Origin of the sequence: Streptomyces solitudinis, from assembly GCF_036323765.1 — a bacterium.
Lineage (GTDB): Bacteria > Actinomycetota > Actinomycetes > Streptomycetales > Streptomycetaceae > Streptomyces.
Genome location: NZ_JAZDCW010000002.1, coordinates 679,040 through 701,391, shown reverse-complemented (window position 1 = coordinate 701,391; position 22,352 = coordinate 679,040). Strand labels below are relative to the sequence as shown.

The window sequence follows — 22,352 nt, the reverse complement described above, 5'->3', positions numbered from 1 at the left end:
CGCGGGGCCGGGGCCGCGCCGTCAGGCCGGGGAGGCGCGGTGTGCGGCCAGGGCGCGGCGGGTGGCGTGGAGGGTGATCCCGGCGGCGGTCACCAGGGCGGCCAGCGCGAAGGCGACCGTCGCGCTCCACCCCGCCGCGTGGAACGCCAGCGCTCCCGCCGTGCCGCCCAGCGAACTGCCCACGTAGTACGCCATCTGGTAGAGCGCCGACGCCTGCGCGCGCCCGGACGTGACCGTCCGGCTCACCGAGGCCGACGCCGTGGCGTGCCCGGCGAAGAAGCCCGCCGTGACCAGCACCAGGCCCGCCAGGACGGCCCCGAGGTGCTCGGCCAGCGTCAGCAGCAGGCCCGCCGCCGTCGTGCCGGTCGCCAGGTAGAGCGCGCCGCGCCGCCCCAGCCGCCCGACGAGCCGTCCGGCCGCCGCCGAGGACGCGGTGCCCACCAGGTAGATGACGAAGACCGAGCCCACCAGGCCCTGTGAGAGCCCGAACGGCTCGGCCACCAGCCGGTACCCCACCACCGTGTAGACGGCGCCGAAGACGGTCATGAACAGCAGCCCGATCGCGTACAGCCGCCGCAGCAGCGGGTCGGCGAGGTGGCCGCGCACGGTGCGGGCCAGGGCGCGCGGTGCGAGCGGCGCCGGGGTGAAGTGGCGGGCCTTCGGGACGAGCGCGGCGAACGCCACCGCGCACAGCAGCGAGACGGCGCCGACGGCCAGCAGCGCGGCCCGCCAGCCGTACCCCTCGGCGACCCAGCCGGTGAGGATGCGTCCGCTCATGCCGCCCACGCTGTTGCCCGCGACGAACAGGCCGATCGCGCCGACGAGCGCCCTGCGGGGCACCTCCTCGGAGAGGTAGGCCATCGCGGCGGCCGGGACCCCGGCGATGGCCGCGCCCTGGACGGCCCGCAGGGCGACGAGCCAGCCCAGGTCGGGGGCGAGCGGCAGGAGCAGTCCGACGCCCACCGCGAGCGCCACGGACACCGTCATCACCCGCCGCCGTCCGAACCGTTCCGAGAGCATGCTCAGCGGCAGCACGCACACCGCCAGCGCGATCGTCGCCGCCGACACCGTCCAGCTCGCCGCGTCCGGCGTGACCGCGAAGTCGGCGGACAGCGCGGGCAGGAGCGCCTGGGTGGAGAACAGGAGGGCGAAGGTGGCGAGCCCGAGTGCGAACAGCGCCACGCTGGTGCGGCGGGAAGCCCGGGCGGGGGGGGCGGGGGACGACGGACGGGAGGCACCCGGAGCGACGGGTGCCCCGGTATCGACGGAAGGCATACCGCGAACCTACGGCCGCGCCATTCATGCGTCCAATGCACAAATCTGCCAGAATCGATGCACCCATGCATCAGCAGAGGTGAGGACGGGTCGTGTCACCGGCGGGCAACGAAAAAGACATACAGGTAACACCGGTCACCCCGCGTACGGCGGACATCGACGCCGACTCCTGGGCGGCCCTGCTCACCCCCCGGCTCGCGCAGTTCACCGCCGTCGCCCGGCACGAGCACGTCACCCGGGCCGCGCGGAACCTGGCCGTGCCGCAGTCCACGCTCAGCCGGGCGATGGCCCGCCTGGAGGAGGACCTCGGGGTGGCGCTCCTGGCCCGGCGCGGCCGCAGCGTCTCCCTCACCCCGGCCGGACGGACGTTCCTCGCCTCCGTCGAGAAGGCGCTCGCCTCGGTCGAGCAGGCGGCCGAGGCGGTGCGCGCCGACGCCGACCCGGCCACCGGGAAGGTCGCGTTCGGCTTCCTGCACACCCTCGGCTCCGAAACCGTGCCCGCCCTCATCCGCGCCTTCCGCGCCGACCACCCGAGGGTGCGGTTCTCCCTCGTGCAGAACTACGGCGAGGCCATGCTGGACCGGCTGCGCGAGGGCACGCTCGACCTGTGCCTGACCTCGCCGGTTCCCGACGCCCCCGATCTCGTCGCCCGCCGCCTGGACGAGCAGCGGCTGCGCCTGGTCGTGCCCGACGACCACCGCCTGGCCCGCCGCAGGCGCGTCCGCCTGGCCGAGGCGGCCGACGAGGCGTTCATCACCCTGGAACCGGGCTACGGCATGCGCCGCATCTTCGACACCCTGTGCGCCGAGGCCGGTTTCACCCCGCGCGTCGCGTTCGAGGGCGAGGAGGCCGAGACGCTGCGCGGCCTGGTCGCCGCGGGCCTGGGCGTCGCCCTGCTGCCGCCGCCGACGGTGTCCCGGCCCGGCGTCGTGGAACTGTCCGTGACCGCGCCTCGTGCCGTCCGGGAGATCGGGGTGGCCTGGCTCGACGGCCACCCGGACACCCCGCCGGTGGCCGCCTTCAAGCGCTTCCTGCTCAGCCGCCGCGGCCGCCTCCTGGCCTGAGAAGGGCCCCCGGCGGACTGGCGGGAGCCGGGCGAGGGGTCCCGGCCCGGTCCGGGGCCCCGGCTCACGGCTGCCCGTAGCCGGAGGCGAGCGGCATGCGCAGGCCGAGCGGCAGCGGCGCCGCGAGCGCGTCGCGCACCGGGCGGGAGAAGTCCCGGCCGCACAGGGTGCCCAGGACGAAGTCGGCGGTGAGCGCGCTGACCTCGGTGCGGTAGCGGCGCAGGGCGTGCCCGTCGGTGTGCACCTCGAAGCGGCACACCCGGACGCCCTGTTTCCTGGCCCGCTCGCCGAACCGGTAGGAGCGTTCGGGGGCGCAGCGCTCGTCGTCCGTGCCGTGCACCAGGAGGACCCGGGCGTCCGCGAGCTGCGCCACGGGCTCCTCGTCCCCCGGCGGCAGCCAGGGGGCCAGCGCCACCACCGAGGCGACGGCCGGGTGCGCGGCCGCCCGCAGCGCCGCGCGGGCGCCGAGCCCGGTCCCGGCCAGACACACCGGCACGTCCCCGTAGCGGCGGACCACCTCGTCCAGCGCCCAGGCGGTGTCGGCCAGCGGGTGTGCGGCCTGGCCGTTCCAGCCCCGGTAGCGGTAGTGCACGACGTGCGCCGTCAGCGTCTCCCGGCACCGGTCGGCCTCCCGCACGACGTGCCGGGCGAGCACGAGCGCCCCGGCGGCGGCCAGCGGCGAGGCCCGGCGCAGTGACTGCGGCGTGCCGCCGGGCAGCAGGAGGAGCACGCCCTCGACCGGACCCCGGGCGCCGAGCGGCCGTCCCAACCGAGCATCCCGTGCGGGCACCACGTGCTGAGCCATGGCGACACGATGACAGAAAACCCGGTGTACGGCCGGGGCGCGTCCGTCACCGTTGGATATCGAAGCGCGGCCTGTCGCGCATCTACGCGCGTAGGTACTAGAGTGCGCAGATGACAAGCGACACGCTCACCACGCAGCCGGACGAGGAGCAGATCCGCCGGGCCCCCAAGGTGCTGCTGCACGACCACCTCGACGGCGGCCTGCGCCCGGCCACGGTCGTGGAGCTGGCCCGGGAGGCGGGCTACGACCGGCTGCCGGAGACGGAGCCGCAGGCCCTCGGGCGCTGGTTCCACGAGGCCGCCGACTCGGGCTCGCTGGAGCGCTACCTGGAGACGTTCGCCCACACGGTCGCGGTGATGCAGACCCGCGAGGCGCTGGTGCGCGTCGCCGCCGAGTGCGCGGAGGACCTGGCCGCCGACGGCGTCGTCTACGCCGAGGTGCGCTACGCCCCCGAACAGCACCTGGAGGGCGGGCTGGGCCTGGAGGAGGTCGTCCGCGCGGTCAACGAGGGCTTCCGCGAGGGCGAGCGCCGGGCGCTGGCCGCGGGGTACCGCATCCGCGTCGCCGCCCTGCTGACCGCGATGCGGCACGCCGCCCGCGCGCTGGAGATCGCCGAGATCGCCAACCGCTTCCGGGACGCCGGTGTCGCCGGGTTCGACATCGCGGGCGCCGAGGCCGGGTACCCGCCCACCCGCCACCTGGACGCCTTCGAGTACCTCAAGCGGGAGAACAACCACTTCACCATCCACGCGGGGGAGTCCTTCGGGCTGCCGTCCATCTGGCAGGCGCTCCAGTGGTGCGGCGCGGACCGGCTCGGCCACGGGGTGCGCATCATCGACGACATCGAGGTCGCCGACGACGGCTCGGTGGAGCTGGGCCGCCTGGCCGCCTACGTCCGGGACAAGCGCGTCCCGCTGGAGCTGTGCCCCACCTCCAACCTCCAGACCGGCGCCGCCGCCTCCTACGCCGAGCACCCGATCGGGCTGCTGCGCAAGCTCCGGTTCCGCGCCACCGTGAACACGGACAACCGGCTGATGAGCGACACGAGCATGAGCCGCGAGTTCGGGCACCTGGTGCGGACGTTCCACTACACGCTGGACGACATGCAGTGGTTCACGGTCAATGCCATGAAGTCCGCGTTCATCCCTTTCGATGAACGTCTGGCCATGATCAACGACGTGATCAAGCCCGGCTACGCCGAGTTGAAGTCGGCCTGGCTGTTCCGCCAGACCACCGTCGACCACGCCGTGACCAGCGACCCTTCCGCCTACCAGGGCTGACGGCAGCCGGAGCGCACTCCCGCGCGCGGACGTCCCCGGCGGCGTCCGCGCGCGCCGCGGACCGGCGTTGCGGTGTTTGCCGCCGCGGCGGAACGCTCACTAGGTTCTGCTGACCATGAGCAAGGGAACCAGGAAGACTCTCGGCGTCGCCGCACTCGGTGCCGCCCTCGCCGCCTCCGCCGCGGGCACCGCGTCGGCGGTGGGCCCGGCCGACACGATGGCGGACCTCGCCACGAACGGCGGCAACATGAGCGTCGAGGACGCCGTCATGGACCTCCCCCAGAACGCCCTGAAGGCGACGGACGAGGCGGACCGGGCCGCGGTCACCCAGGACCAGAACGCGGTCACCGCCCTGATCGGCGGCCTGCCGGTCGTCGGGGCGCTCGCCCAGAACGGGCTGCCGACGGACGCCCTGACCGGCGGCGGGCTCCCGACGGACGGGCTGACCGGCGGCAAGCTGCCGACGGACTCCCTGAGCGGCCTGCCCGTCGGCAGCCTGTCGAACGCGGTGCCGCTCGGCGGCCTGCCGCTCTGACACCCGCCGCCCGGTGCCAGGCGGGCCGAACCCCCGGTCCGCCCGGCCGCCGCGCGGGCGGCGCGCCGCTCACCAGGCCGCGCGCTGGTCCTCCTGCGGCAGCAGGATCCACAGCGCCGCGTACAGCACGAACTGCGGGCCCGGCAGCAGGCACGACACCAGGAAGGCGACGCGCATCGTGGTCGCGGAGACACCGAACCGGCGCGCCAGCCCCGCGCACACCCCGGCGATCATCCGTCCGTTCCGCGGGCGGGATATGCCCGTCATGACGGCCATGGTCTTGCTCCTTCGCGGTGGATTCAGGCTGACGTCTTCCACCGTAAGGAGTCTTCCGTCCGTTTACGTCCCTCTACGGGGCGATCCCGACCCTGGGGGAACTCGGGGTGCGTCCCCGAGGGGGCTCCGTCGCGCCCGCCGCGCCCGCCCGGTGGGCCGCGTCCGCCCGGCGGAAGAGTTCGCGCACGAACGGTGAGAGCACCACGTGGGCGAGGGCGGCGCCCGCGGTGTTCAGCAGCAGCGCGTCCACGTTCCCGGTCTGCCCCGGCACGGACGTGCGCACCACCTCGACCGCCAGCGAGACCAGCGCCACCGCGCCCACCGTGCGGGCGAAGGAGAACAGCCGTGGCCCGAGCGTGCCGGACGCCAGGGGCAGCAGCGCGCCCAGCGGGGCGAGCAGGAGCAGGTCACCGCTGAGCTGGGCCAGGGCCTCCTGGGCGCCCGCGGCCCACTCGGCGCGCAGCGTGGCCAGCGGCGTCACGTTCACCGGGTCCACCCACGGCACCGAGCGGGGCCGCAGGGTGAGCCAGCCGGCGACGAGCAGGTAACCGGCGAGCAGGACGCGGCCCGCTGTCCGGACGCGGGCGGCGGTGCGGCCGTCGGGACGGTGGCGAGGCACGGAAGGCACGGGAGGGACGACGCCGGGTCAGGCCGGTGCGGTTCCCCGCCCGGCCGTCACAGCGGGACGCCGGCCGTCTCCGCGTCCTCGGCCGCCGTCCGCAGCTCGCCGCCGCAGGCGTAGCCGCGCACCTCGCCACCGGTCCCGCCGTCCGTCCCGTCTGGGCCGTCCGTACCGTCCGCGCCGTCCCGGGCCGCCGCGTCCGGGGGGCCGCCGAGCGCGATCCGGCCCGAGGCGTCGGCGAGCGGGGTGTCCGCGAAGGTGCACACGAGCTGGGCCAGCGCGAAGGACGGCAGGGCGGACGGCGGGCGGCTCAGCCGCAGCGTGCCCGCGCCGTCGTCCGGCGCCGGTCCGTCCAGCCGCAGGTCGCCGGGGACGGCCGTGGTGAAGCCCGCCGCCAGCTCGCCCTCGTCCGGGGTCCGCCGCAGCTCGTCCAGGAGCGCGCGGGCGAGACCGAGCCGGTCCGCGGCGCCGGGCAGCTCCACCACCCGCCGGACATCCACGACCCGGCCGCTGCACACCAGGGAGACCCGCACCCGCTCCCGCTCCGCCCCGGTCCCGTCGTCCGGCTCCAGCGGGCCGCACGCCACCCGGGACGGCGCGGGCCCGGCGTCCACCGGCACCGGCGTGGCCCGGATGCCGCAACCGGCCAGCGCCACCACCGCCAGCGCACCGCACAGGACCCCGCGCACCACCGCCCTCACCGGCCGCCCCCCTCGTCACCGCGTCCGCCCGGCGCCGCGCCGCCCGCGCCGTGCCCGGCGGCGCGCGCGGAGCCGCCGGACGGCACCTCGCACGCGTCCGCCTCGTCCTCCTCGCCGCCCGCCGGGCCGCCGGTGCCCATCGGCAGCCGCAGCGTGAACACCGCGCCGCCGCCGGAGGCGTTGCGCGCGGTGATCCCGCCGCCGTGGATCTGCGCGTTCTCCTGGGCGATGGACAGCCCGAGCCCGCTGCCCTCCGAACGCGGCCGGGAGGCGCTCGCCTTGTAGAAGCGGTCGAACACGTGCGGCAGCACCTCGGCCGGGATGCCCGGGCCCCGGTCGGCGACCTCGATCGCCAGTTCGCCGTCGCCGTCACCGTCGCCGTCCGGGGGGACCGTGCGCACCGACACCCGCACCGGGGAACCCCCGTGCTTCAGCGCGTTGCCGATGAGGTTGGCCAGGATGACGTCGAGCCGCCGCGGGTCCAGGCGGGCCCTGATGCCCAGGTCGGCGTCCAGTTCCACCGCGTCCAGCCAGGCGCGGGCGTCCATGCAGGCCATGACCTGCTCGGCCACGTCCACGTCGTCCAGCACCAGCCGGGCCGTCCCCGCGTCGAAGCGGGTGACCTCCATCAGGTTCTCCACCAGGTCGCCCAGGCGCCGGGTCTCGCTGACGACCAGTCCCACGGCGGGCGCGATCATCGGGTCCAGGTTCTCCTGCTCGTCCTCCAGCACCTCGGTGACCGCCGAGATGGCGGTGAGCGGCGTGCGCAGCTCGTGCGACATGTCGGCGACGAAGCGGCGGCTGGACTGCTCGCGGGCGCTCAGGTCCGCCACGCGCTGCTCCAGCGCCGCCGCCGCGGCGTTGAACGTGCGGGACAGCTCGGCCAGCTCGTCCGTCCCCGAGACCGCGAGCCGGGTGCCGAGCTGGCCCTCGCCGAGCCGCCGGGCGGCGTCGCCGAGCCGCTGCACCGGGCGCAGCACCGTGGAGGCCGCCGCCTGCGCGAGCAGCACCGAGCCGAGCAGGGCCAGCGCACTGGCGATGGCCAGCGACCAGGCCAGCGAGTTGAGGTCGTCCTGCTCCGGCTCCAGCGACTTCATGAGGTACCCGGTGGGGCCGTCCCCGATGACGGTGGCGCCGCCGACCAGGTAGGGGGTGTCGTCCTGGGCGACGCGCTGCCAGTACAGGTGGTACCGGGCGGAGTCCGGCCCGTCGTCGGGACGGGCCCGGTTCACCGCGTCCTGGAGCTTGCCCGGCACGTCGTCCAGGGTGAAGCCCTCCTCGGAGGTCACCGCGCAGTGCGAGCCGTCGGCCTGCCGGTCGATGAGCAGCACCTCGTAGTTCTGCGTCGTGCTGGCCATCGTCTCGGCGGCGTCCCGCAGCTGTTCGCAGCGGGGGTCGGGCGGCAGCGTGCCCGCGTGGTCGCCGAGCATCTTGTGGAAGTCGTCGAGCGCGGCGTTCTGCGCCCGGGTCAGGACGGCGTCCCGGTTGAGCCAGTAGGCGATGCCGCTGACCGCGACGGCCGCCGACAGCGCCGCCACCGCGAAGACCACGACCAGCCGCAGCCGGAGGCTGGGCAGCAGCCCGGCGAGCCAGTCGCGCACCCGGCCGGGGCGCCGCCTCACTGCGGCGCGTCCAGCCGGTAGCCGACGCCGCGCACGGTACGGATCAGGGTCGGCGAGGACGGCACGTCCTCCACCTTCGCCCGCAGCCGCTGCACGCAGGCGTCCACCAGCCGGGAGTCGCCCAGGTAGTCGTGCTCCCACACCAGGCGCAGGAGCTGCTGCCGGGACAGCGCCTGGCCGGGGCGGCGGCTCAGCTCCAGCAGCAGCCGCAGCTCGGTCGGGGTGAGCTGGAGGTCGGCGCCGTTCTTCGTCACCGTCATCGCGGCGCGGTCGATCGTCACGTTGCCGAAGGTCGCCGAGTCGTTCGCCTCCCGCTCACCGCGCCGCATCACCGCGCGGATGCGGGCGTCCAGGACGCGGCCCTGCACCGGCTTGACCACGTAGTCGTCGGCGCCCGACTCCAGCCCCACGACGACGTCGATGTCGTCGCTGCGCGCGGTGAGCAGGATGATCGGGAGCTGGTCGGTGCGGCGGATGCGGCGGCACACCTCGAACCCGTCGATGCCGGGCAGCATCACGTCCAGCACGATGAGGTCGGGCCGCTGCTCGCGCAGCAGCTGCAAACCGTCCTCCCCGGACGCGGCGGTCACCACGCGGTGGCCCTGGCGGGTCAGACCCATCTCCAGGGCGGTTCGTACCGCGTCGTCGTCCTCGATCAGCAGCAGGAAAGGCACGCGCGTCATTCTGGCGCATCCGGCACCGGGACTTCGACCCGCCGGGTGCCGCACGCGACGTGCGGAGGCTGTGGAGCCTGTGACACCGCTGTGACAATCGGGGGACCCGGTCATGAAACTGGCCCGGCAGTGTGTTGGTCACACGGCAAGCGACCGGCTGGCTGCACGAAGGGGGCGCGACATGACGGCACTGCGTGAACTGCACGGACGCAACGACTCGTCCGGGGCGAACGGCAGCGCAGTCCTTCACACGCGCCGGACAGGCCCTTCGGTTCCCGCCGGCCGCGCCACGGAGGGTTCCGGTGCCGCGGGCGGGCGGGGGTGCGTCCGCGGCACCGGACGCCAGCGCCCGGCCCACCTCGCCGCCGTACCGGCGGACGGGGCGGCCGCGGCGCGGCCCGCGGGGGAGCGGGAGCGGCACGCGGGGGAACCGGACCCGGCCGAACTGGAGTTCTCGGCCTATGTCCGGGAGCGCCGCGCCTCCCTCTACGCCACGGCCTACCACCTGACGGGCGACCGCTTCGAGGCGGAGGACCTGCTCCAGAGCGCGCTGTTCTCCACCTACCGGGCCTGGCACCGGATCAGCGACAAGGCGGCCGTCGGCGGCTACCTGCGCCGCACGATGACGAACCTGCACATCAGCGCCTGGCGCCGCCGCAAGCTCAACGAGTACCCCACCGAGGAGCTGCCGGAGACGCCGTCCACGGGCGACCACGACGCGATGCGCGGCACCGAGCTGCGGGCCGTGCTGTGGCAGGCCCTGGCCCGGCTGCCGCAGGCGCAGCGCACGATGCTCGTTCTGCGCTATTACGAGGGCCGCACCGACCCGGAGATCGCCGCCATCCTCGGCATCAGCGTCGGCACGGTCAAGAGCAGCATCTGGCGCTCGCTGCGCCGGCTGCGCGACGACGAGGTGCTGGCCGCCGGCCGGGACCGCGAGGAGTGCTTCGGCGAACTGGTCGCCTGACCGGTCCGTCCGCAGCACGGGGGAACGGGGGAACGGGGGAAACGGAGCCCGGGCGACAGGGGGCCCGGAGACGGGGGAACGGGGGAGCGGGGGAACTGCGGGTGCGGTCGGCCGGGGGGTCTGACCGCACCCGCTTCCGCGTGCCCGCGCGGCCAGGGGGTGCACGCCCGCGGCCAGGGGCGCGCGGTCAGCCGGTGGCGCGGGAGCGTCCGGCGCGCACCCGGCGGTGGCTCCAGACGAGCAGGGCGAGCAGGACCAGGCCGGACAGCACCAGGCTCGCCCCCGTGCTCCAGCCCGCGAACGGAAGGCGCGGCACCAGGGCCCACACGACGCCCGCGGCGATCAGCGCCAGCCCCGCGAGGACGGAACCGGCGATCCGCCAGGGCGAGGACACGCTCTCCTCGCCGGCGCGCATGGCCCGCTCCCGCACCGGTTTCTCGAACCGGGAGACCGCCGGTACCGCGCGGCCCATCAGGACCACCCCGGCGAACACCAGCAGCAGACCGGGGCCCGGCAGCACCAGCAGGGCCGCACCGGTCAGGAACAGCGCGGCCCCGACGCCCACCAGGGCCACCCGTTTGACGTGTCCCACGCGCCTCGTCCCGTCGTCGTCCGTCCTCGCGCCACCACGGTACGCACCGGGCGGGGGACCGCCGGGGAGGGCGGGGCCGGGCGGGGCGGGGGCCGTGACGTCTCAGGCCGCCGTGCTGATGGCGGCCGCGGCGCGTACCCGGCGGTGGCTCCAGACGAGCAGGGTGAACAGGATGACGCCGGACACGATCAGGCTCGCCCCCGTCGTCCAGCCGGCGAAGGGCAGGGCGGGGAGCAGGCCCCAGGCCAGGCCGGACCCGATCAGCGCCAGCCCGGTCAGGACCGAACCGGCTATGCGCCACGGTGAGGCGACGCTGTCGGCCGCGGCCTTCATCGCCCGGGCCCGGACGGGCTCCACGTGCCGGGCGAGCGAGGGGACCGCGCGGCTCAGCAGCACCATCCCGGAGAGGACGAGCAGCAGCCCGGGGCCCGGCAGCACCAGCAAGGCGATACCGACCAGCAGCAGCGTTCCCCCGACGGTGGCCAGCACCACCCGCTTCGCGTGTCCCACGTTCCCCGTCCTCCGCTCAATCCGGTGTGTGTACCCGCCCACGGTAAGGGCGGTCCGCCGAGGCCGCGGCCCCCTGGCCCCGCCCGGAGGCTCCGCGGGCCGTGGCGTTGGTCACGGCGGCCCGGCGTGCGACGTCCGGCGTGCGACGTCCGTCTGGTGGGACGCGCGCGGGCCCCGGATGGTTCACCGCCGCGTCACACGCGTACCGGGACGCGGGCGGCGGCGATGCGGGCGAGCGCCTCCGGCCTGCGGCAGGCGTGCGCACCGAGCGCCACCTGCGCCGCGACGATGCCCGGCTCCGCGCGCATCAGACGCCAGCCCCGGGTCAGCAGCACGGGCAGCGACTTGCGGCCCTCGCGCACGTCCCGCAGGAGGCGGCGGCGGAACGTCGTGGCGGGGCTGCCGCGCAGGCACAGCGCGTCCGCCAGCAGCCCCAGCTCCCGGCAGCGGTCCGCGATCTCGGCGGCGAAGACGCCCTCGGCGACGAACAGGGGCGCCCCGGCCGTCTCCAGTACGGCGGTGCCGGTGCGGGCGCTGGCGGAGAGGTCGTACACGGGCGTCGTCGTCCGGCCCGCCGCGCACAGCTCGCGCACCGCGCCGAGGGCGGCGTCGGCGTCCCACGAGGCGGGGGAGTCCCAGTCGGCACCGCCGCCGGGGAGCCGGGGCAGCGCGGGGTCGTCGCCCTCCTTGTAGAAGTCGTCGAGCCGCAGCACCGGCAGTCCGGTGGCTTCGGCGAGCGAGGACTTGCCGGAGCCGGAGGGTCCGGTCAGCAGGATCACACGAGCGGTGGCCGTCACGAGACGCCATTGTCCCGCATTCAGTCGTCCGGGTGACCCTCCGGGGGACGGAAGATGAACGGGACCGGCTCCTCCACTACGCTCCGAGCCTGCCCCCTCACGCATCCGGACCATGGAACAGGTGGCTCATGGCCTCGAACCCCCGTCACGCCCGGCCCCGCCCCCGGCGGCTGCTCCGGGCCGGCCTGACCCTGTCGGCGGCCGCCGCGGCCGCGCTCGGCGCGGCGGGTTCCGCCCAGGCCGACGCCCCCGCGCCCTCGGCGAGCGGGCTGGACGCCACCGCCGGCATGGTCGGCGACATCGCGGGGCACGCCCTGCGGCCCGCCGTGAAGCCCGTCACGGATCTGCGCCTCTACCCGCTGGCCGGCACCGGCACGGACCCGCTCGACAACGCCGTCGGCACCCAGGTCGCCGACTTCCGCCCGGTGAGCACGGCGGACGCCGCCGCCCCCGTCACCGAGGGCGGCGCCTCCCTCGACAGCCTCCTGGCGCCCGTCGGCCGTCTCCTGCCCCGCTGAACGCACGGCCCGCCCCCGCGCGCCGGTGCGAGCGGGGGCGGGCCGGGGCCGCGCCAGGACGGGGTCAGTAGGCGGAACCGGCGCTGCCGAGCGCTCCGGTGGGGTGCCAGACCGTCTTCGTCTCCAGGAGGGCGAGCATCCGGCCGGTGCCGGGGTCCGCCGTCCAGGTGACCGGGCGGGGGCGCAGGACGCGTTTGACGTTGTCCGCCGCCGCGATCTCCAGCTCCCTGGCCAGCTCCGGCTCGGCCCCGGCCAGGTCGATGGCGTTGACGTCGCTGTGGGCGGCGAGCGGGGCGCCCAGTTCGGCCGGACGTCCGGTGAGGACGTTGACCACGCCGCCGGGCACGTCCGAGGTGGCCAGCACCTCGGCGAGGGAGAGCGCCGGGAGCGGGGACGCCTCGCTCGCGACGACCACGACCGTGTTGCCGGTGACGATCGCCGGGGCCACCACGGACACCAGGCCGAGGAGCGTGCTGTCCCGCGGGGCGAGGACGGCGACCACGCCCGTCGGCTCGGGGGTGGAGAGGTTGAAGTACGGCCCGGCCACCGGGTTCGCGCCGCCGGCGACCTGGGCGATCTTGTCGGACCAGCCCGCGTACCAGACCCAGCGGTCGACGGCGGCGTCCACCTCGGCCGCGGCCCGGGCCCGGGACAGCCCCGCGCCCGCCGCCACCTCGGCGGTGAACTGCTCGCGGCGCCCCTCCAGCATCTCGGCGACGCGGTACAGGACCTGGCCCCGGTTGTAGGCGGTGGCGGCGGACCAGCCGCCGAACGCCTTGCGGGCGGCCGAGACGGCGTCCCGGGCGTCCTTGCGGGAGGCCAGCGGTGCGTTGGCCAGCCAGTTGCCGCGTGCGTCGGTCACCTCGTACACCCGTCCGCTCTCGGAGCGGGGGAACTTGCCCCCGACGTAGAGCTTGTACGTCTTGAGGACGGCCAGCCGTTCAGGTCGCGCGGGACGTTCGGACCGCTCGGGTCGCTCAGACATCGAGGTACGCCTCCAGACCGTGACGGCCGCCCTCGCGGCCGAAACCCGACTCCTGGTAGCCGCCGAACGGCGAGGTCGGGTCGAACTTGTTGAACGTGTTGGCCCACACGACGCCCGCGCGGAGCCTGGCGGCCATGGCCAGGATGCGCGAGCCCTTCTCCGTCCAGACGCCCGCCGACAGCCCGTAGGGGGTGTTGTTGGCCTTCGCCACGGCCTCGTCCGGGGTGCGGAACGTCAGCACGGACAGCACCGGGCCGAAGATCTCGTCGCGGGCGACGGTGTGGGCCTGGGTGACACCGGTGAACAGCGTGGGGGCGAACCAGAAACCGGCCTCGGGCAGCTCGCACGCCGGGGACCAGCGCTCGGCGCCCTCCGCCTCACCGGTGTCGGCCAGCGCGGTGATCCGGGCGAGCTGCTCGGCGGAGTTGATCGCGCCGATGTCGGTGTTCTTGTCCAGCGGGTCGCCGACGCGCAGGGTGCCCAGGCGGCGCTTGAGCGCGTCCAGCACCTCGTCGTGCACCGACTCCTGGACCAGCAGGCGGGAGCCCGCGCAGCACACCTGGCCCTGGTTGAAGAAGATGCCGGTCACGATGCCCTCGACGGCCTGGTCGACCGGCGCGTCGTCGAAGACGATGTTCGCGCCCTTGCCGCCCAGCTCCAGGGTGAGCTTCTTGGAGGTGCCCGCCACGGTGCGGGCGATCTCCTTGCCGACGGCCGTGGAGCCGGTGAACGCGACCTTGTCCACGCCCTCGTGGGCGACCAGCGCCGCCCCCGCGCTCCCGTCGCCGGTGAGGATGTTGACGACGCCCCGGGGCAGGCCCGCCTGGCGGCAGACGTCCGCGAAGAACAGCGCGGACAGCGGCGTCGTCTCGGCGGGCTTGAGCACGACCGTGTTGCCGGTGGCCAGCGCCGGGGCGATCTTCCAGGCCAGCATCAGCAGCGGGAAGTTCCACGGGATGACCTGCCCGGCCACGCCCAGCGGCCGCGGGTCGGGCCCGAAGCCCGCGTGGGCCAGCTTGTCGGCCCAGCCCGCGTAGTAGAAGAAGTGCGCGGCGACCAGCGGCAGGTCGGCGTCGCGCGTCTCGCGGATCGGCTTGCCGTTGTCCAGCGTCTCCAGCACGGCCAGCTCGCGGCTGCGCTCCTGGAGGATGCGGGCGATCCGGAACAGGTACTTCCCGCGCTCCGCGCCGGGCAGCGCCGACCAGGCGGGGAACGCCCGGCGGGCGGCGGCCACGGCCGCGTCGACGTCCTCGGCGCCGGCCCGGGCGACCTCGGAGAGCACCTCCTCGGTGGCCGGGGCGATCGTCTTGAACACCGTGCCGTCGGCGGCCTCGCGGAACTCGCCGTCGATGAACAGCCCGTACGACGGCGCGATGTCCACGACCGCGCGGGACTCGGGGGCGGGTGCGTACGCGAAGAGTGACATGGTTGGCCTCAGTCCACCGTTACGTAGTCGGGACCGGAGTAGCGCCCGGTGCGGAGCTTGTGGCGCTGCATCAGCAGGTCGTTGAGCAGGCTGGACGCGCCGAAGCGGAACCAGTGGTTCGACAGCCAGTCGTCGCCGAGGGTCTCGTTGACCATGACCAGGTACTTGATCGCGTCCTTGCTCGTCCGGATGCCCCCGGCGGGCTTGACCCCGATCTGGACGCCGGTCGCCGCCCGGAAGTCGCGCACGGACTCCATGAGCAGCAGCGTGTTCGCCGGGGTGGCGTTGACGGCCACCTTGCCCGTGGACGTCTTGACGAAGTCGGCCCCCGCGAGCATGCCCAGCCAGGAGGCACGGCGGATGTTGTCGTACGTGGACAGCTCGCCCGTCTCGAAGATGACCTTCAGGCGCGCCGTGCCACTGGCCTCCTTCACGGCCCGGATCTCCTCGAAGACCTTCAGGTAGCGCCCGGCCAGGAACGCGCCGCGGTCGATCACCATGTCGATCTCGTCCGCCCCGGCCGCGACCGCGTCCCGGGTGTCGGCGAGCTTGACGGGCAGGGCGGCACGGCCCGCCGGGAACGCGGTGGCCACGGAGGCCACCTTCACGCCCGAGCCGCCGAGCGCGGCCTTCGCGGTGGCGGCCATGTCCGGGTAGACGCACACGGCGGCCACGGAGGGCGTGTCCCGGTCGGTCGGGTCGGGGGTGACGCCCTTGGCGGACAGCGCCCGGACCTTGCCCGGGGTGTCGGCGCCCTCCAGGGTCGTCAGGTCGATCATCGAGATGGCCAGGTCGATCGCGTACGCCTTGGCCGTCGTCTTGACCGAGCGGGTGCCGAGGGCGGCGGCGCGCGCTTCGAGGCCGACCCCGTCGACCCCGGGCAGGCCGTGCAGGAAGCGGCGCAGCGCGGCGTCGGACGCGGTGACGTCGGCCAGTGCGGTCGCGGGCTCAGGTGGCTTTGGGGGCATGGTCACCAGACGAGCATATCTACGCGCGTAGCGGCCTGTCACCCCCCACCGCGGCACTCGCGGGGGAACGATGCCCGACCGAGACGTCCGTCATCCGGACGGTCGGGCACAATCGGAGCCATGAGCAGCCAGCAGCCGCCCGCCTACGCCGACCGCAGCTACCGGTCCTCCGCCGCACTCGCCGGAGGCGTGCTGCTCCTGGCCGTCGCCCTGTGGATCGGCGGTGACGCCGTCCTGCGCGGCGAGGGCCGCACGCCGCTGACCGCGGGGGCGTTCCTGCTGGCGGCCGTCCCCCTCATCGTCGCCTTCACGCTGCGGCCCGCCGTCTTCGCGGGAGCGGAGCGGCTGCGGGTGCGCAACCCGTTCCGCACGGTCGCCGTGCCGTGGGGCGCGGTGGGGTCGATCCGCTCCGGCTACTCCAACGAACTCGTCACCGAGGACGGCCGGAAGGTCCAGCTGTGGGCCATCCCCGTCTCGCTGCGGGGCCGCCGCAGCGCGCAGCGGCGCAACGCCCGGCTGTCCGCCGGCGGACAGGGGCGCGGCGGCTTCAGCGGGGTGTTCGGGATGGGCGGCGTGTCCGGCGCCGACGAGGGCCCGCGTCAGGCCGAGGGCGACGAGGCCGTCGCCACGCTGCGGGACCTGGCCGAGCGGCAGTCCCGGCACACCGGCGAGGTCACGGTGCGCTGGGCGTACGAGATCCTCGTGCCCGCCGTCCTCGGCGGACTCACCCTGCTGGCCGTGCTCGTCACCGGCTGACGCGTCCGGCCGCCGCGCCCCCGCGTCCGGCCGGACGCGGGGGCGGCCCCGCATCCGGCCGCGGCGGCGGCCTCAGACGCCGGCCGCCGCCGCGACGTCGGCGCGCAGCGCCTCCAGCAGCCCGTCGGCCCGCTCCCGCGCCGCCGGGAGCGCGGCGGCGTCCGCCACCGGCACGACGACCTCCAGGTAGCACTTCAGCTTGGGCTCGGTGCCGCTCGGGCGGACGATGACGCGGGCGTCCGCCGCGCCCGTCAGCAGGTAGCGCAGCCCGTCGGTGGGCGGCAGGTCCGCCGAACCGTCGGCCAGGTCGTCCGCCCGCGCGACGGTGAGCCCGGCGAGGGCGGCCGGGGGCCGGGTGCGCAGCCGCTCCATGGCGTCGGCGATCAGGCCGAGGTCCTCGACCCGCACCGAGAGCTGCCCGGTGGCGTGCAGGCCGTGGGCGACGGCCAGGTCGTCCAGCAGCCCGGTCAGGGTGCGGCCCTCGGACTTCAGCGTGGCCGCCAGCTCCGCGACGGCCAGGGCGGCGGTGACGCCGTCCTTGTCCCGCACGCCGTCCGGGTCCACGCAGTAGCCGAGCGCCTCCTCGTACCCGTACCGCAGGCCGGGCACCCGGGCGATCCACTTGAAGCCGGTCAGCGTCTCGGCGTGCGGCAGCCCGGCGGCGGCCGCGATCCGGCCCAGCAGCGTCGAGGAGACGACCGACTCGGCGAGCGTGCCCCGCGCGCCCTTGCGCACCAGGTGGACCGCGAGCAGCGCGCCGACCTCGTCGCCGTGCAGCATGCGCCACCCGGCGTCCGTGCCCGGGGCGGGGACGGCGACGGCGCAGCGGTCGGCGTCCGGGTCGTTCGCGATGACGAGGTCCACGGAGGCGTCCCCGGCGGCGCGGCGGGCCGTGGCGAAGGCCAGGTCCATCGCGCCGGGTTCCTCCGGGTTGGGGAAGGCGACGGTGGGGAAGTCCGGGTCGGGCGCGGCCTGCTCGGGGACGGGGACGGGGACGGGGAAACCGGCCCGTTCGAAGGCCGCCGCCACCGTGGCGCCGCCCACGCCGTGCAGGGCGGTGTGCACGACGCGCACGTCGCGCGGCCCGCCCGGGGCGACGACGGACGCCGCCCGCTCCAGGTAGGCGTCCACGATCTCCTCGCCCAGCACCTCCCAGCCCGCCTCGGGGCGCGGGACGCCCGCGAGCGGGCCGACCGCCGCGATCAGCGCGGCGATCCGCGCGTCGGCGGGCGGCACGATCTGCGAGCCGTCGCCCAGGTAGACCTTGTAGCCGTTGTCCCGCGGCGGGTTGTGGCTCGCGGTGACGGTCACCCCGGCCACCGCGCCCAGGCGGCGCACGGCGAAGGCGAGCACCGGCGTGGGCAGCGGGCGCGGCAGCAGCGCGGCGCGCAGCCCGGCGCCCGTCATGACGGCGGCGGTGTCCCGCGCGAACGCCTCGCTCTTGTGCCGCGCGTCGTACCCGACGACGACGAGCCCGCCCTCGCGGCCCCGCTCGCGCAGGTAGGCGGCCAGCCCCGCGGCGGCGCGGACGACGACGGCCCGGTTCATCCGCATCGGGCCCGCGCCCAGTTCGCCGCGCAGCCCGGCGGTGCCGAACTGGAGGGTGCCCGAGAAGCGGCCGGCCAGTTCGGCGGCGGCCCCGTCCTGCCCGGCGCCGGCGGCCTCCAGCAGGGCGGCCAGCTCGGCGCGGGTGTCGGGGTCCGGGTCCTCGGCCAGCCAGGTGCGGGCCTGCGCGGTCAGCTCGTCGGGTGCGGTCACGGTCCTCTTGCCTTCGCTCGGGGGTTCTTCGGGGGCGGGCGGCGGCGCGGCCCGGATCAGATCCGGCCGAGCACCTGCGCCAGCAGGGTGCCCATCCTCGCCGCGGAATCACGTCCGGCCTGAAGGACCTCCTCGTGGTTGAGGGGCTCCCCGGTCATGCCGGCGGCCAGGTTGGTGACCAGCGAGATGCCCAGGACCTCGGCTCCGGCCTCGCGTGCCGCGATGGCCTCCAGCACGGTGGACATGCCCACGAGGTCGCCGCCGATGGCCCGCACCATGGCGATCTCGGCCGGCGTCTCGTAGTGCGGCCCGGGGAACTGCACGTAGACGCCCTCTTCGAGGGAGGTGTCGATCTCCTTGCACAGGGTGCGCAGCCGGGGCGAGTACAGGTCGGTGAGGTCGACGAAGTGGGCGCCGGCGATGGGGGAGGTGGCGGTGAGGTTGATGTGGTCGCTGATCAGCACCGGCTGCCCCGGGCGCATGCCCGCGCGCAGGCCGCCGCAGCCGTTGGTCAGCACGACCGTCCCGCAGCCCGCGGCGACGGCGGTCCGCACGCCGTGGGCGACGGCGGCGACGCCGCGCCCCTCGTAGAAGTGCGTGCGGCCCAGGAAGACCAGCACCCGCTTGCCGCCGAGCCGGTAGGAGCGGATCTTGCCGGCGTGGCCGGCGACGGCGGGCGGGGGGAAGCCGGGCAGCTCGGTGACGGGGAACTCCGTCTCCGGCGCGCCGAGCGCTTCGGCGGCGGGCACCCACCCGGAGCCCATCACCAGGGCGACGTCGTGGCGCTCCGTGCCGGTCAGCTCACGGAGCCGTGCGGCGGCGGCGTCGGCTGTGGTGCGGGGGTCGGTGGGGATGTCTGAGGCGTTCACGCGACGAGGGTAGCGGTTTTTCGCCTACGCGCGTAGATGGTCCGCGTGACGGAAGCGTCACGACGCCGCCCGGCGGCGGCCTCCGGCTCGTCCGGGACGGGTCAGCAGGGGCGTTTGCGCAGCGCCGTGACGTAGTCGTGCGGGGCGCCGGCGGACTCGGCCGCGTCCGCGATCTCACCGAGGTAGCGGGGCGAGGGCAGCCCGCCCTCGAACCCGTTCAGCACGTAGATCCACGCCGCCTCGTCCCCGTCGAGGGTGTGCACCCGGATGCGCATGCGCCGGTAGATGTCGAGGCCGACGCCCTCCCAGCGGTCCATCGCGTCCTCGTCCATCGGGGCGATGTCGTACAGCGCGACGAAGACCTCCGAGCGCGGCGCCTCCACCAGCGTGGCCAGCGCGCCCTCCCAGCCCATGTGCTCGCCGCCGAAGGTCAGCCGCCAGCCCGTGATCCAGCCGGTGCCGCGCAGCGGGGAGTGCGGTGCGCGGCGGGACATCAGCCGGGCGTCGAGGTTTCCGGCGTATGCGGCGTAGAGCGACATGCGTAAGAGAGTACGGGAGGGGCCCGCGGGGGGCGGGGGACCACGACGCGCGGTCGGAGGGACCCGGCAGGGCACGGGAAAGAACGTGCGAGACACTGGAGTACGTGACTCGGATCGTGATTATCGGCGGCGGACCTGGCGGCTACGAGGCGGCACTGGTGGCCGCGCAGCTCGGCGCGGAGGTGACGGTCGTCGACGCCGACGGCCTGGGCGGCGCCTCGGTGCTCACCGACTGCGTGCCGTCCAAGACCCTCATCGCCACCGCCGAGGTCAAGACGAACTTCGACTCCTCCTACCAGGAACTGGGCATCACCGTCGGCGGCGCGGCCGACGGGGACGGCATCGGGGTGGACCTGGGCAAGGTCAACCGCCGGGTCAAGCGCCTCGCGCTCGCCCAGTCGCACGACATCACGGCCTCCGTCACCCGCGCCGGTGCGCGGGTGATGCGCGGCTGGGGCCGGCTGGACCCGGCGCAGGGCGCGGACGGGTCCCGCACGGTCGTCGTCCGGGCCGCCGACGGCACCGAGGAGACGCTCACGGCCGACTCCGTCCTCATCGCCACCGGCGGGCACCCCCGCGAGATCCCCGACGCGCAGCCGGACGGCGAGCGCATCCTGAACTGGACGCAGGTCTACGACCTCGACGAGCTGCCCGAGGAGCTGATCGTCGTCGGCTCCGGCGTCACCGGCGCGGAGTTCGCCGGCGCCTACCAGTCGCTGGGCTCGCGGGTCACCCTCGTCTCCTCCCGCGACCGGGTGCTGCCCGGCGAGGACCCGGACGCGGCGGCCGTCCTGGAGGACGTCTTCCGGCGCCGGGGGATGAACGTCATGGCCCGCTCCCGGGCGGCCTCCGCCAAGCGGACCGGCGACCGGGTGGAGGTCACGCTCTCCGACGGGCGGGTCATCTCCGGCACGCACTGCCTCATGGCGGTCGGGGCGGTTCCCAACACCTCGGACATGGGCCTCGCGGAGGCGGGCGTCCGGCTCAGGGACTCCGGGCACGTCTGGACGGACAAGGTCTCCCGCACCACCGCGCCCAGCGTCTACGCGGCCGGTGACTGCACGGGCGTCTTCGCGCTGGCCTCCGTCGCGGCGATGCAGGGCCGGATCGCGATGTACCACATCCTCGGCGAGACGGTGGCGCCGCTGAACCTGAAGACGGTCTCGGCGAACATCTTCACCGATCCGGAGATCGCCACCGTCGGCTTCTCGCAGGCGGACGTGGACGAGGGCAAGATCGACGCCTGGGTGGTGAAGCTGCCGCTGCTGCGCAACCCGCGCGCCAAGATGCAGGGGGTGCGCGACGGTTTCGTCAAGCTGTTCTGCCGCCCCGGCACGGGGATCGTGGTCGGCGGTGTCGTCGTCTCGCCGCGCGCCAGCGAGCTGATCCACCCGATCTCGATCGCGGTGGACAACAGTCTGACGGTGGAGCAGATCGCCAACGCCTTCACCGTGTACCCGTCGCTGTCGGGGTCGATCGCGGAGGTGGCGCGGCAGCTGCACACCCGCAAGACGGCCGAGGGCTGACGCCGGGTCACCGCGGCGCGCGGTCCCGCCGGGAATGACGAGTGCATATACCACGTTCCCGCACCCGGGGTGGCCAACTCCGGTTAATAACGGCATATAGCTGAAACTTCGCGGTCGGGCGCGTTACTGTCAGTTCCGTGTTCGCTGCAGAACGTCGACAACTGATCCTCGAAATGGTGCGGGCCAACGGGGCGGTGTCCCTCCGGGAGCTGGCCCGCGTCGTCCAGACCTCCGAAGTCACCGTCCGGCGCGACGTGCGCGCCCTGGAGGCCGAAGGGCTGCTGGACCGCCGGCACGGCGGTGCCGTGCTGCCCGGCGGCTTCACCCGGGAGTCCGGGTTCCCGCACAAGTCCCACCTGGCCACCGCGGAGAAGACAGCCATCGCCGACCTCGCCGCCGGCCTCGTGGAGGAGGGCGAGGCCATCGTCGTGGGGGCCGGCACCACCACGCAGGAGCTGGCCCGGCGCCTGGCCCGGGTCCCCGGGCTCACCGTGGTCACCAACTCCCTGCTGGTGGCGCAGGCGCTCGCCCACGCCAACCGCGTCGAGGTGGTGATGACCGGGGGCACCCTGCGCGGTTCCAACTACGCGCTGGTCGGCAGCGGCGCCGAGCAGTCCCTCCAGGGGCTGCGCGTCTCCCGGGCGTTCCTGTCCGGCAGCGGCCTCACGGCCGAACGCGGCCTGTCCACGTCCAACATGCTCTCCGCCAGCGTGGACCGCGCGCTGGTGCAGGCGGCGGCGGAGGTCGTCGTGCTGGCCGACCACGGCAAGCTCGGCACCGACACGATGTTCCAGACGGTGCCGACGGACCTGGTCACGCGCCTGGTCACCGACGAACCGCCCGTCGGGGACGAGCGGGCGGCGCAGGAGCTGCAGGCGCTGGCCGACCAGGGCGTGCAGATCACGGTGGCCGGGCGCGGGAACGGCGGCGGCGCGGGGGAGGGGGCGCGGCGGGGGGACGTGCCGCTGCCCGCGCAGCGGCGCAACCGCCCGCAGGGCGCCGCGTCCCCGCTGCGCGCGGCGGCCCCCGTCGCGGACCTGGGGCACCGGCGCCGCACCTGACGCGGGCGGCGGGTGCGGACGGCGGGTGCGGGCGTCCGGCTCCGGCGGCGGGCCGCCCCGTCCGGCGGCAGGCGTCCCGCCGGACGGGGCGGAACGCGGGGTACCGCTTTTCCGTGGCACGGCCCGGGGACGGCCTCGGGGCGGAGCGGCGCTGAACGGGTGCGGCGGCGTGGGGAGTTGTGCGGGAGCACGGCGGGCGTGAGGCCGGGGCCCAGCAGCGGGCCGG

At 75.2% G+C, this 22,352-nt stretch carries 24 protein-coding genes; 8 read left to right on the top strand and 16 right to left on the bottom strand.

The window, feature by feature from the left end; genetic code table 11:
* Nucleotides 1-21 precede the first annotated feature (21 nt).
* Nucleotides 22-1,275 (bottom strand): MFS transporter, encoded by a 1,254-nt coding sequence (locus V1J52_RS06830; protein ID WP_330138686.1) that lies wholly within the window; start codon nucleotides 1,273-1,275, stop codon nucleotides 22-24.
* A gap of 119 nt (nucleotides 1,276-1,394) precedes the next feature.
* Here V1J52_RS06830 and V1J52_RS06825 point away from each other — a divergent pair, with 119 nt between their 5' ends.
* Complete coding sequence (locus V1J52_RS06825) at nucleotides 1,395-2,339, top strand: LysR family transcriptional regulator (RefSeq protein ID WP_330138856.1); 945 nt, start codon at nucleotides 1,395-1,397, stop codon at nucleotides 2,337-2,339.
* 64 nt (nucleotides 2,340-2,403) lie between these two features.
* Here V1J52_RS06825 and V1J52_RS06820 read toward each other — a convergent pair whose 3' ends face one another.
* On the bottom strand, nucleotides 2,404-3,144 hold the full coding sequence (locus V1J52_RS06820; protein ID WP_330138685.1) for a prolyl oligopeptidase family serine peptidase: 741 nt from the start codon (nucleotides 3,142-3,144) through the stop codon (nucleotides 2,404-2,406).
* 110 nt (nucleotides 3,145-3,254) lie between these two features.
* Here V1J52_RS06820 and V1J52_RS06815 point away from each other — a divergent pair, with 110 nt between their 5' ends.
* Together V1J52_RS06815 and V1J52_RS06810 are read left to right on the top strand one after the other, a co-directional pair.
* A complete protein-coding gene (locus tag V1J52_RS06815; RefSeq protein ID WP_330138684.1) occupies nucleotides 3,255-4,424 on the top strand; it encodes an adenosine deaminase in 1,170 nt (389 codons plus the stop codon).
* A gap of 115 nt (nucleotides 4,425-4,539) precedes the next feature.
* A complete protein-coding gene (locus V1J52_RS06810; RefSeq protein ID WP_330138683.1) occupies nucleotides 4,540-4,959 on the top strand; it encodes a hypothetical protein in 420 nt (139 codons plus the stop codon).
* A 69-nt stretch (nucleotides 4,960-5,028) separates the two neighbouring features.
* On the opposite strand, the gene V1J52_RS06805 is transcribed toward V1J52_RS06810, so the two are convergent.
* The 5 genes from V1J52_RS06805 to V1J52_RS06785 form a co-directional block, all read right to left on the bottom strand.
* Nucleotides 5,029-5,226 (bottom strand): PspC domain-containing protein, encoded by a 198-nt coding sequence (locus V1J52_RS06805; protein WP_330138855.1) that lies wholly within the window; start codon nucleotides 5,224-5,226, stop codon nucleotides 5,029-5,031.
* Nucleotides 5,227-5,308: 82 nt separating this feature from the next.
* Complete coding sequence (locus V1J52_RS06800) at nucleotides 5,309-5,854, bottom strand: VanZ family protein (RefSeq protein WP_330138682.1); 546 nt, start codon at nucleotides 5,852-5,854, stop codon at nucleotides 5,309-5,311.
* 56 nt (nucleotides 5,855-5,910) lie between these two features.
* Entirely contained in the window at nucleotides 5,911-6,558 is a 648-nt protein-coding gene (locus V1J52_RS06795; protein WP_330138681.1) for a GerMN domain-containing protein, read from the bottom strand.
* Nucleotides 6,555-8,279, bottom strand: coding sequence for a sensor histidine kinase (locus V1J52_RS06790; protein WP_443075743.1), 1,725 nt, complete (start codon nucleotides 8,277-8,279; stop codon nucleotides 6,555-6,557). The genes V1J52_RS06795 and V1J52_RS06790 overlap by 4 nt, the downstream gene beginning before the upstream one ends.
* On the bottom strand, nucleotides 8,177-8,854 hold the full coding sequence (locus V1J52_RS06785; protein WP_330138679.1) for a response regulator: 678 nt from the start codon (nucleotides 8,852-8,854) through the stop codon (nucleotides 8,177-8,179). Before V1J52_RS06785 ends, V1J52_RS06790 begins: the two co-directional genes overlap by 103 nt.
* Nucleotides 8,855-9,035: 181 nt before the next feature.
* Between V1J52_RS06785 and V1J52_RS06780 the strand changes: the two genes are divergently transcribed.
* Nucleotides 9,036-9,821 (top strand): SigE family RNA polymerase sigma factor, encoded by a 786-nt coding sequence (locus V1J52_RS06780; RefSeq protein WP_330138678.1) that lies wholly within the window; start codon nucleotides 9,036-9,038, stop codon nucleotides 9,819-9,821.
* 187 nt (nucleotides 9,822-10,008) lie between these two features.
* Here the strand turns inward: V1J52_RS06780 and V1J52_RS06775 are convergent, their stop codons facing one another.
* The 3 genes from V1J52_RS06775 to V1J52_RS06765 all read right to left on the bottom strand — a co-directional run bounded on the left by V1J52_RS06775 (nucleotide 10,009) and on the right by V1J52_RS06765 (nucleotide 11,720).
* Nucleotides 10,009-10,413, bottom strand: a complete 405-nt coding sequence (locus V1J52_RS06775) for a PGPGW domain-containing protein (protein ID WP_330138677.1) — start codon at nucleotides 10,411-10,413, stop codon at nucleotides 10,009-10,011.
* A 102-nt stretch (nucleotides 10,414-10,515) separates the two neighbouring features.
* Nucleotides 10,516-10,923 carry a PGPGW domain-containing protein gene (locus V1J52_RS06770; protein ID WP_330138676.1) on the bottom strand — a complete coding sequence of 136 codons (408 nt, stop codon included), beginning with the start codon at nucleotides 10,921-10,923 and terminating at the stop codon, nucleotides 10,516-10,518.
* A gap of 194 nt (nucleotides 10,924-11,117) precedes the next feature.
* Nucleotides 11,118-11,720, bottom strand: a complete 603-nt coding sequence (locus tag V1J52_RS06765) for a uridine kinase family protein (protein WP_330138675.1) — start codon at nucleotides 11,718-11,720, stop codon at nucleotides 11,118-11,120.
* Nucleotides 11,721-11,848: 128 nt separating this feature from the next.
* On the opposite strand from V1J52_RS06765, the gene V1J52_RS06760 reads away from it, so the two are divergent.
* Complete coding sequence (locus tag V1J52_RS06760) at nucleotides 11,849-12,238, top strand: hypothetical protein (protein ID WP_330138674.1); 390 nt, start codon at nucleotides 11,849-11,851, stop codon at nucleotides 12,236-12,238.
* A gap of 64 nt (nucleotides 12,239-12,302) precedes the next feature.
* On the opposite strand, the gene V1J52_RS06755 is transcribed toward V1J52_RS06760, so the two are convergent.
* From V1J52_RS06755 to deoC, 3 genes are read right to left on the bottom strand one after another with little or no spacing between them, the layout of a single operon-like run.
* The gene (locus V1J52_RS06755) at nucleotides 12,303-13,223 is read right to left on the bottom strand and encodes an aldehyde dehydrogenase family protein (RefSeq protein WP_330138673.1); all 921 of its coding nucleotides are present in this window, start codon (nucleotides 13,221-13,223) and stop codon (nucleotides 12,303-12,305) included.
* A complete protein-coding gene (locus V1J52_RS06750; RefSeq protein ID WP_330138672.1) occupies nucleotides 13,216-14,649 on the bottom strand; it encodes an aldehyde dehydrogenase family protein in 1,434 nt (477 codons plus the stop codon). The genes V1J52_RS06755 and V1J52_RS06750 overlap by 8 nt, the downstream gene beginning before the upstream one ends.
* A gap of 8 nt (nucleotides 14,650-14,657) precedes the next feature.
* Nucleotides 14,658-15,617, bottom strand: a complete 960-nt coding sequence (deoC, locus tag V1J52_RS06745; protein WP_330138854.1) for a deoxyribose-phosphate aldolase — start codon at nucleotides 15,615-15,617, stop codon at nucleotides 14,658-14,660.
* Between the two features lie 120 nt (nucleotides 15,618-15,737).
* Between deoC and V1J52_RS06740 the strand changes: the two genes are divergently transcribed.
* Nucleotides 15,738-16,373 (top strand): PH domain-containing protein, encoded by a 636-nt coding sequence (locus V1J52_RS06740; RefSeq protein ID WP_330138671.1) that lies wholly within the window; start codon nucleotides 15,738-15,740, stop codon nucleotides 16,371-16,373.
* A gap of 72 nt (nucleotides 16,374-16,445) precedes the next feature.
* Here V1J52_RS06740 and V1J52_RS06735 read toward each other — a convergent pair whose 3' ends face one another.
* The 3 genes from V1J52_RS06735 to V1J52_RS06725 form a co-directional block, all read right to left on the bottom strand.
* On the bottom strand, nucleotides 16,446-18,131 hold the full coding sequence (locus tag V1J52_RS06735) for a phospho-sugar mutase (RefSeq protein WP_330138670.1): 1,686 nt from the start codon (nucleotides 18,129-18,131) through the stop codon (nucleotides 16,446-16,448).
* Nucleotides 18,132-18,187: 56 nt separating this feature from the next.
* The gene (locus V1J52_RS06730; protein WP_330138669.1) at nucleotides 18,188-19,000 is read right to left on the bottom strand and encodes a purine-nucleoside phosphorylase; all 813 of its coding nucleotides are present in this window, start codon (nucleotides 18,998-19,000) and stop codon (nucleotides 18,188-18,190) included.
* Nucleotides 19,001-19,101: 101 nt separating this feature from the next.
* Nucleotides 19,102-19,539 carry a gamma-glutamylcyclotransferase family protein gene (locus tag V1J52_RS06725; protein ID WP_330138668.1) on the bottom strand — a complete coding sequence of 146 codons (438 nt, stop codon included), beginning with the start codon at nucleotides 19,537-19,539 and terminating at the stop codon, nucleotides 19,102-19,104.
* Between the two features lie 95 nt (nucleotides 19,540-19,634).
* On the opposite strand from V1J52_RS06725, the gene V1J52_RS06720 reads away from it, so the two are divergent.
* Nucleotides 19,635-21,065: an NAD(P)H-quinone dehydrogenase gene (locus V1J52_RS06720; RefSeq protein ID WP_330138853.1), complete on the top strand. Its 1,431-nt coding sequence runs from the start codon at nucleotides 19,635-19,637 to the stop codon at nucleotides 21,063-21,065.
* A 173-nt stretch (nucleotides 21,066-21,238) separates the two neighbouring features.
* Complete coding sequence (locus tag V1J52_RS06715; RefSeq protein WP_443075741.1) at nucleotides 21,239-22,126, top strand: DeoR/GlpR family DNA-binding transcription regulator; 888 nt, start codon at nucleotides 21,239-21,241, stop codon at nucleotides 22,124-22,126.
* The last annotated feature ends 226 nt before the right edge of the window (nucleotides 22,127-22,352 follow it).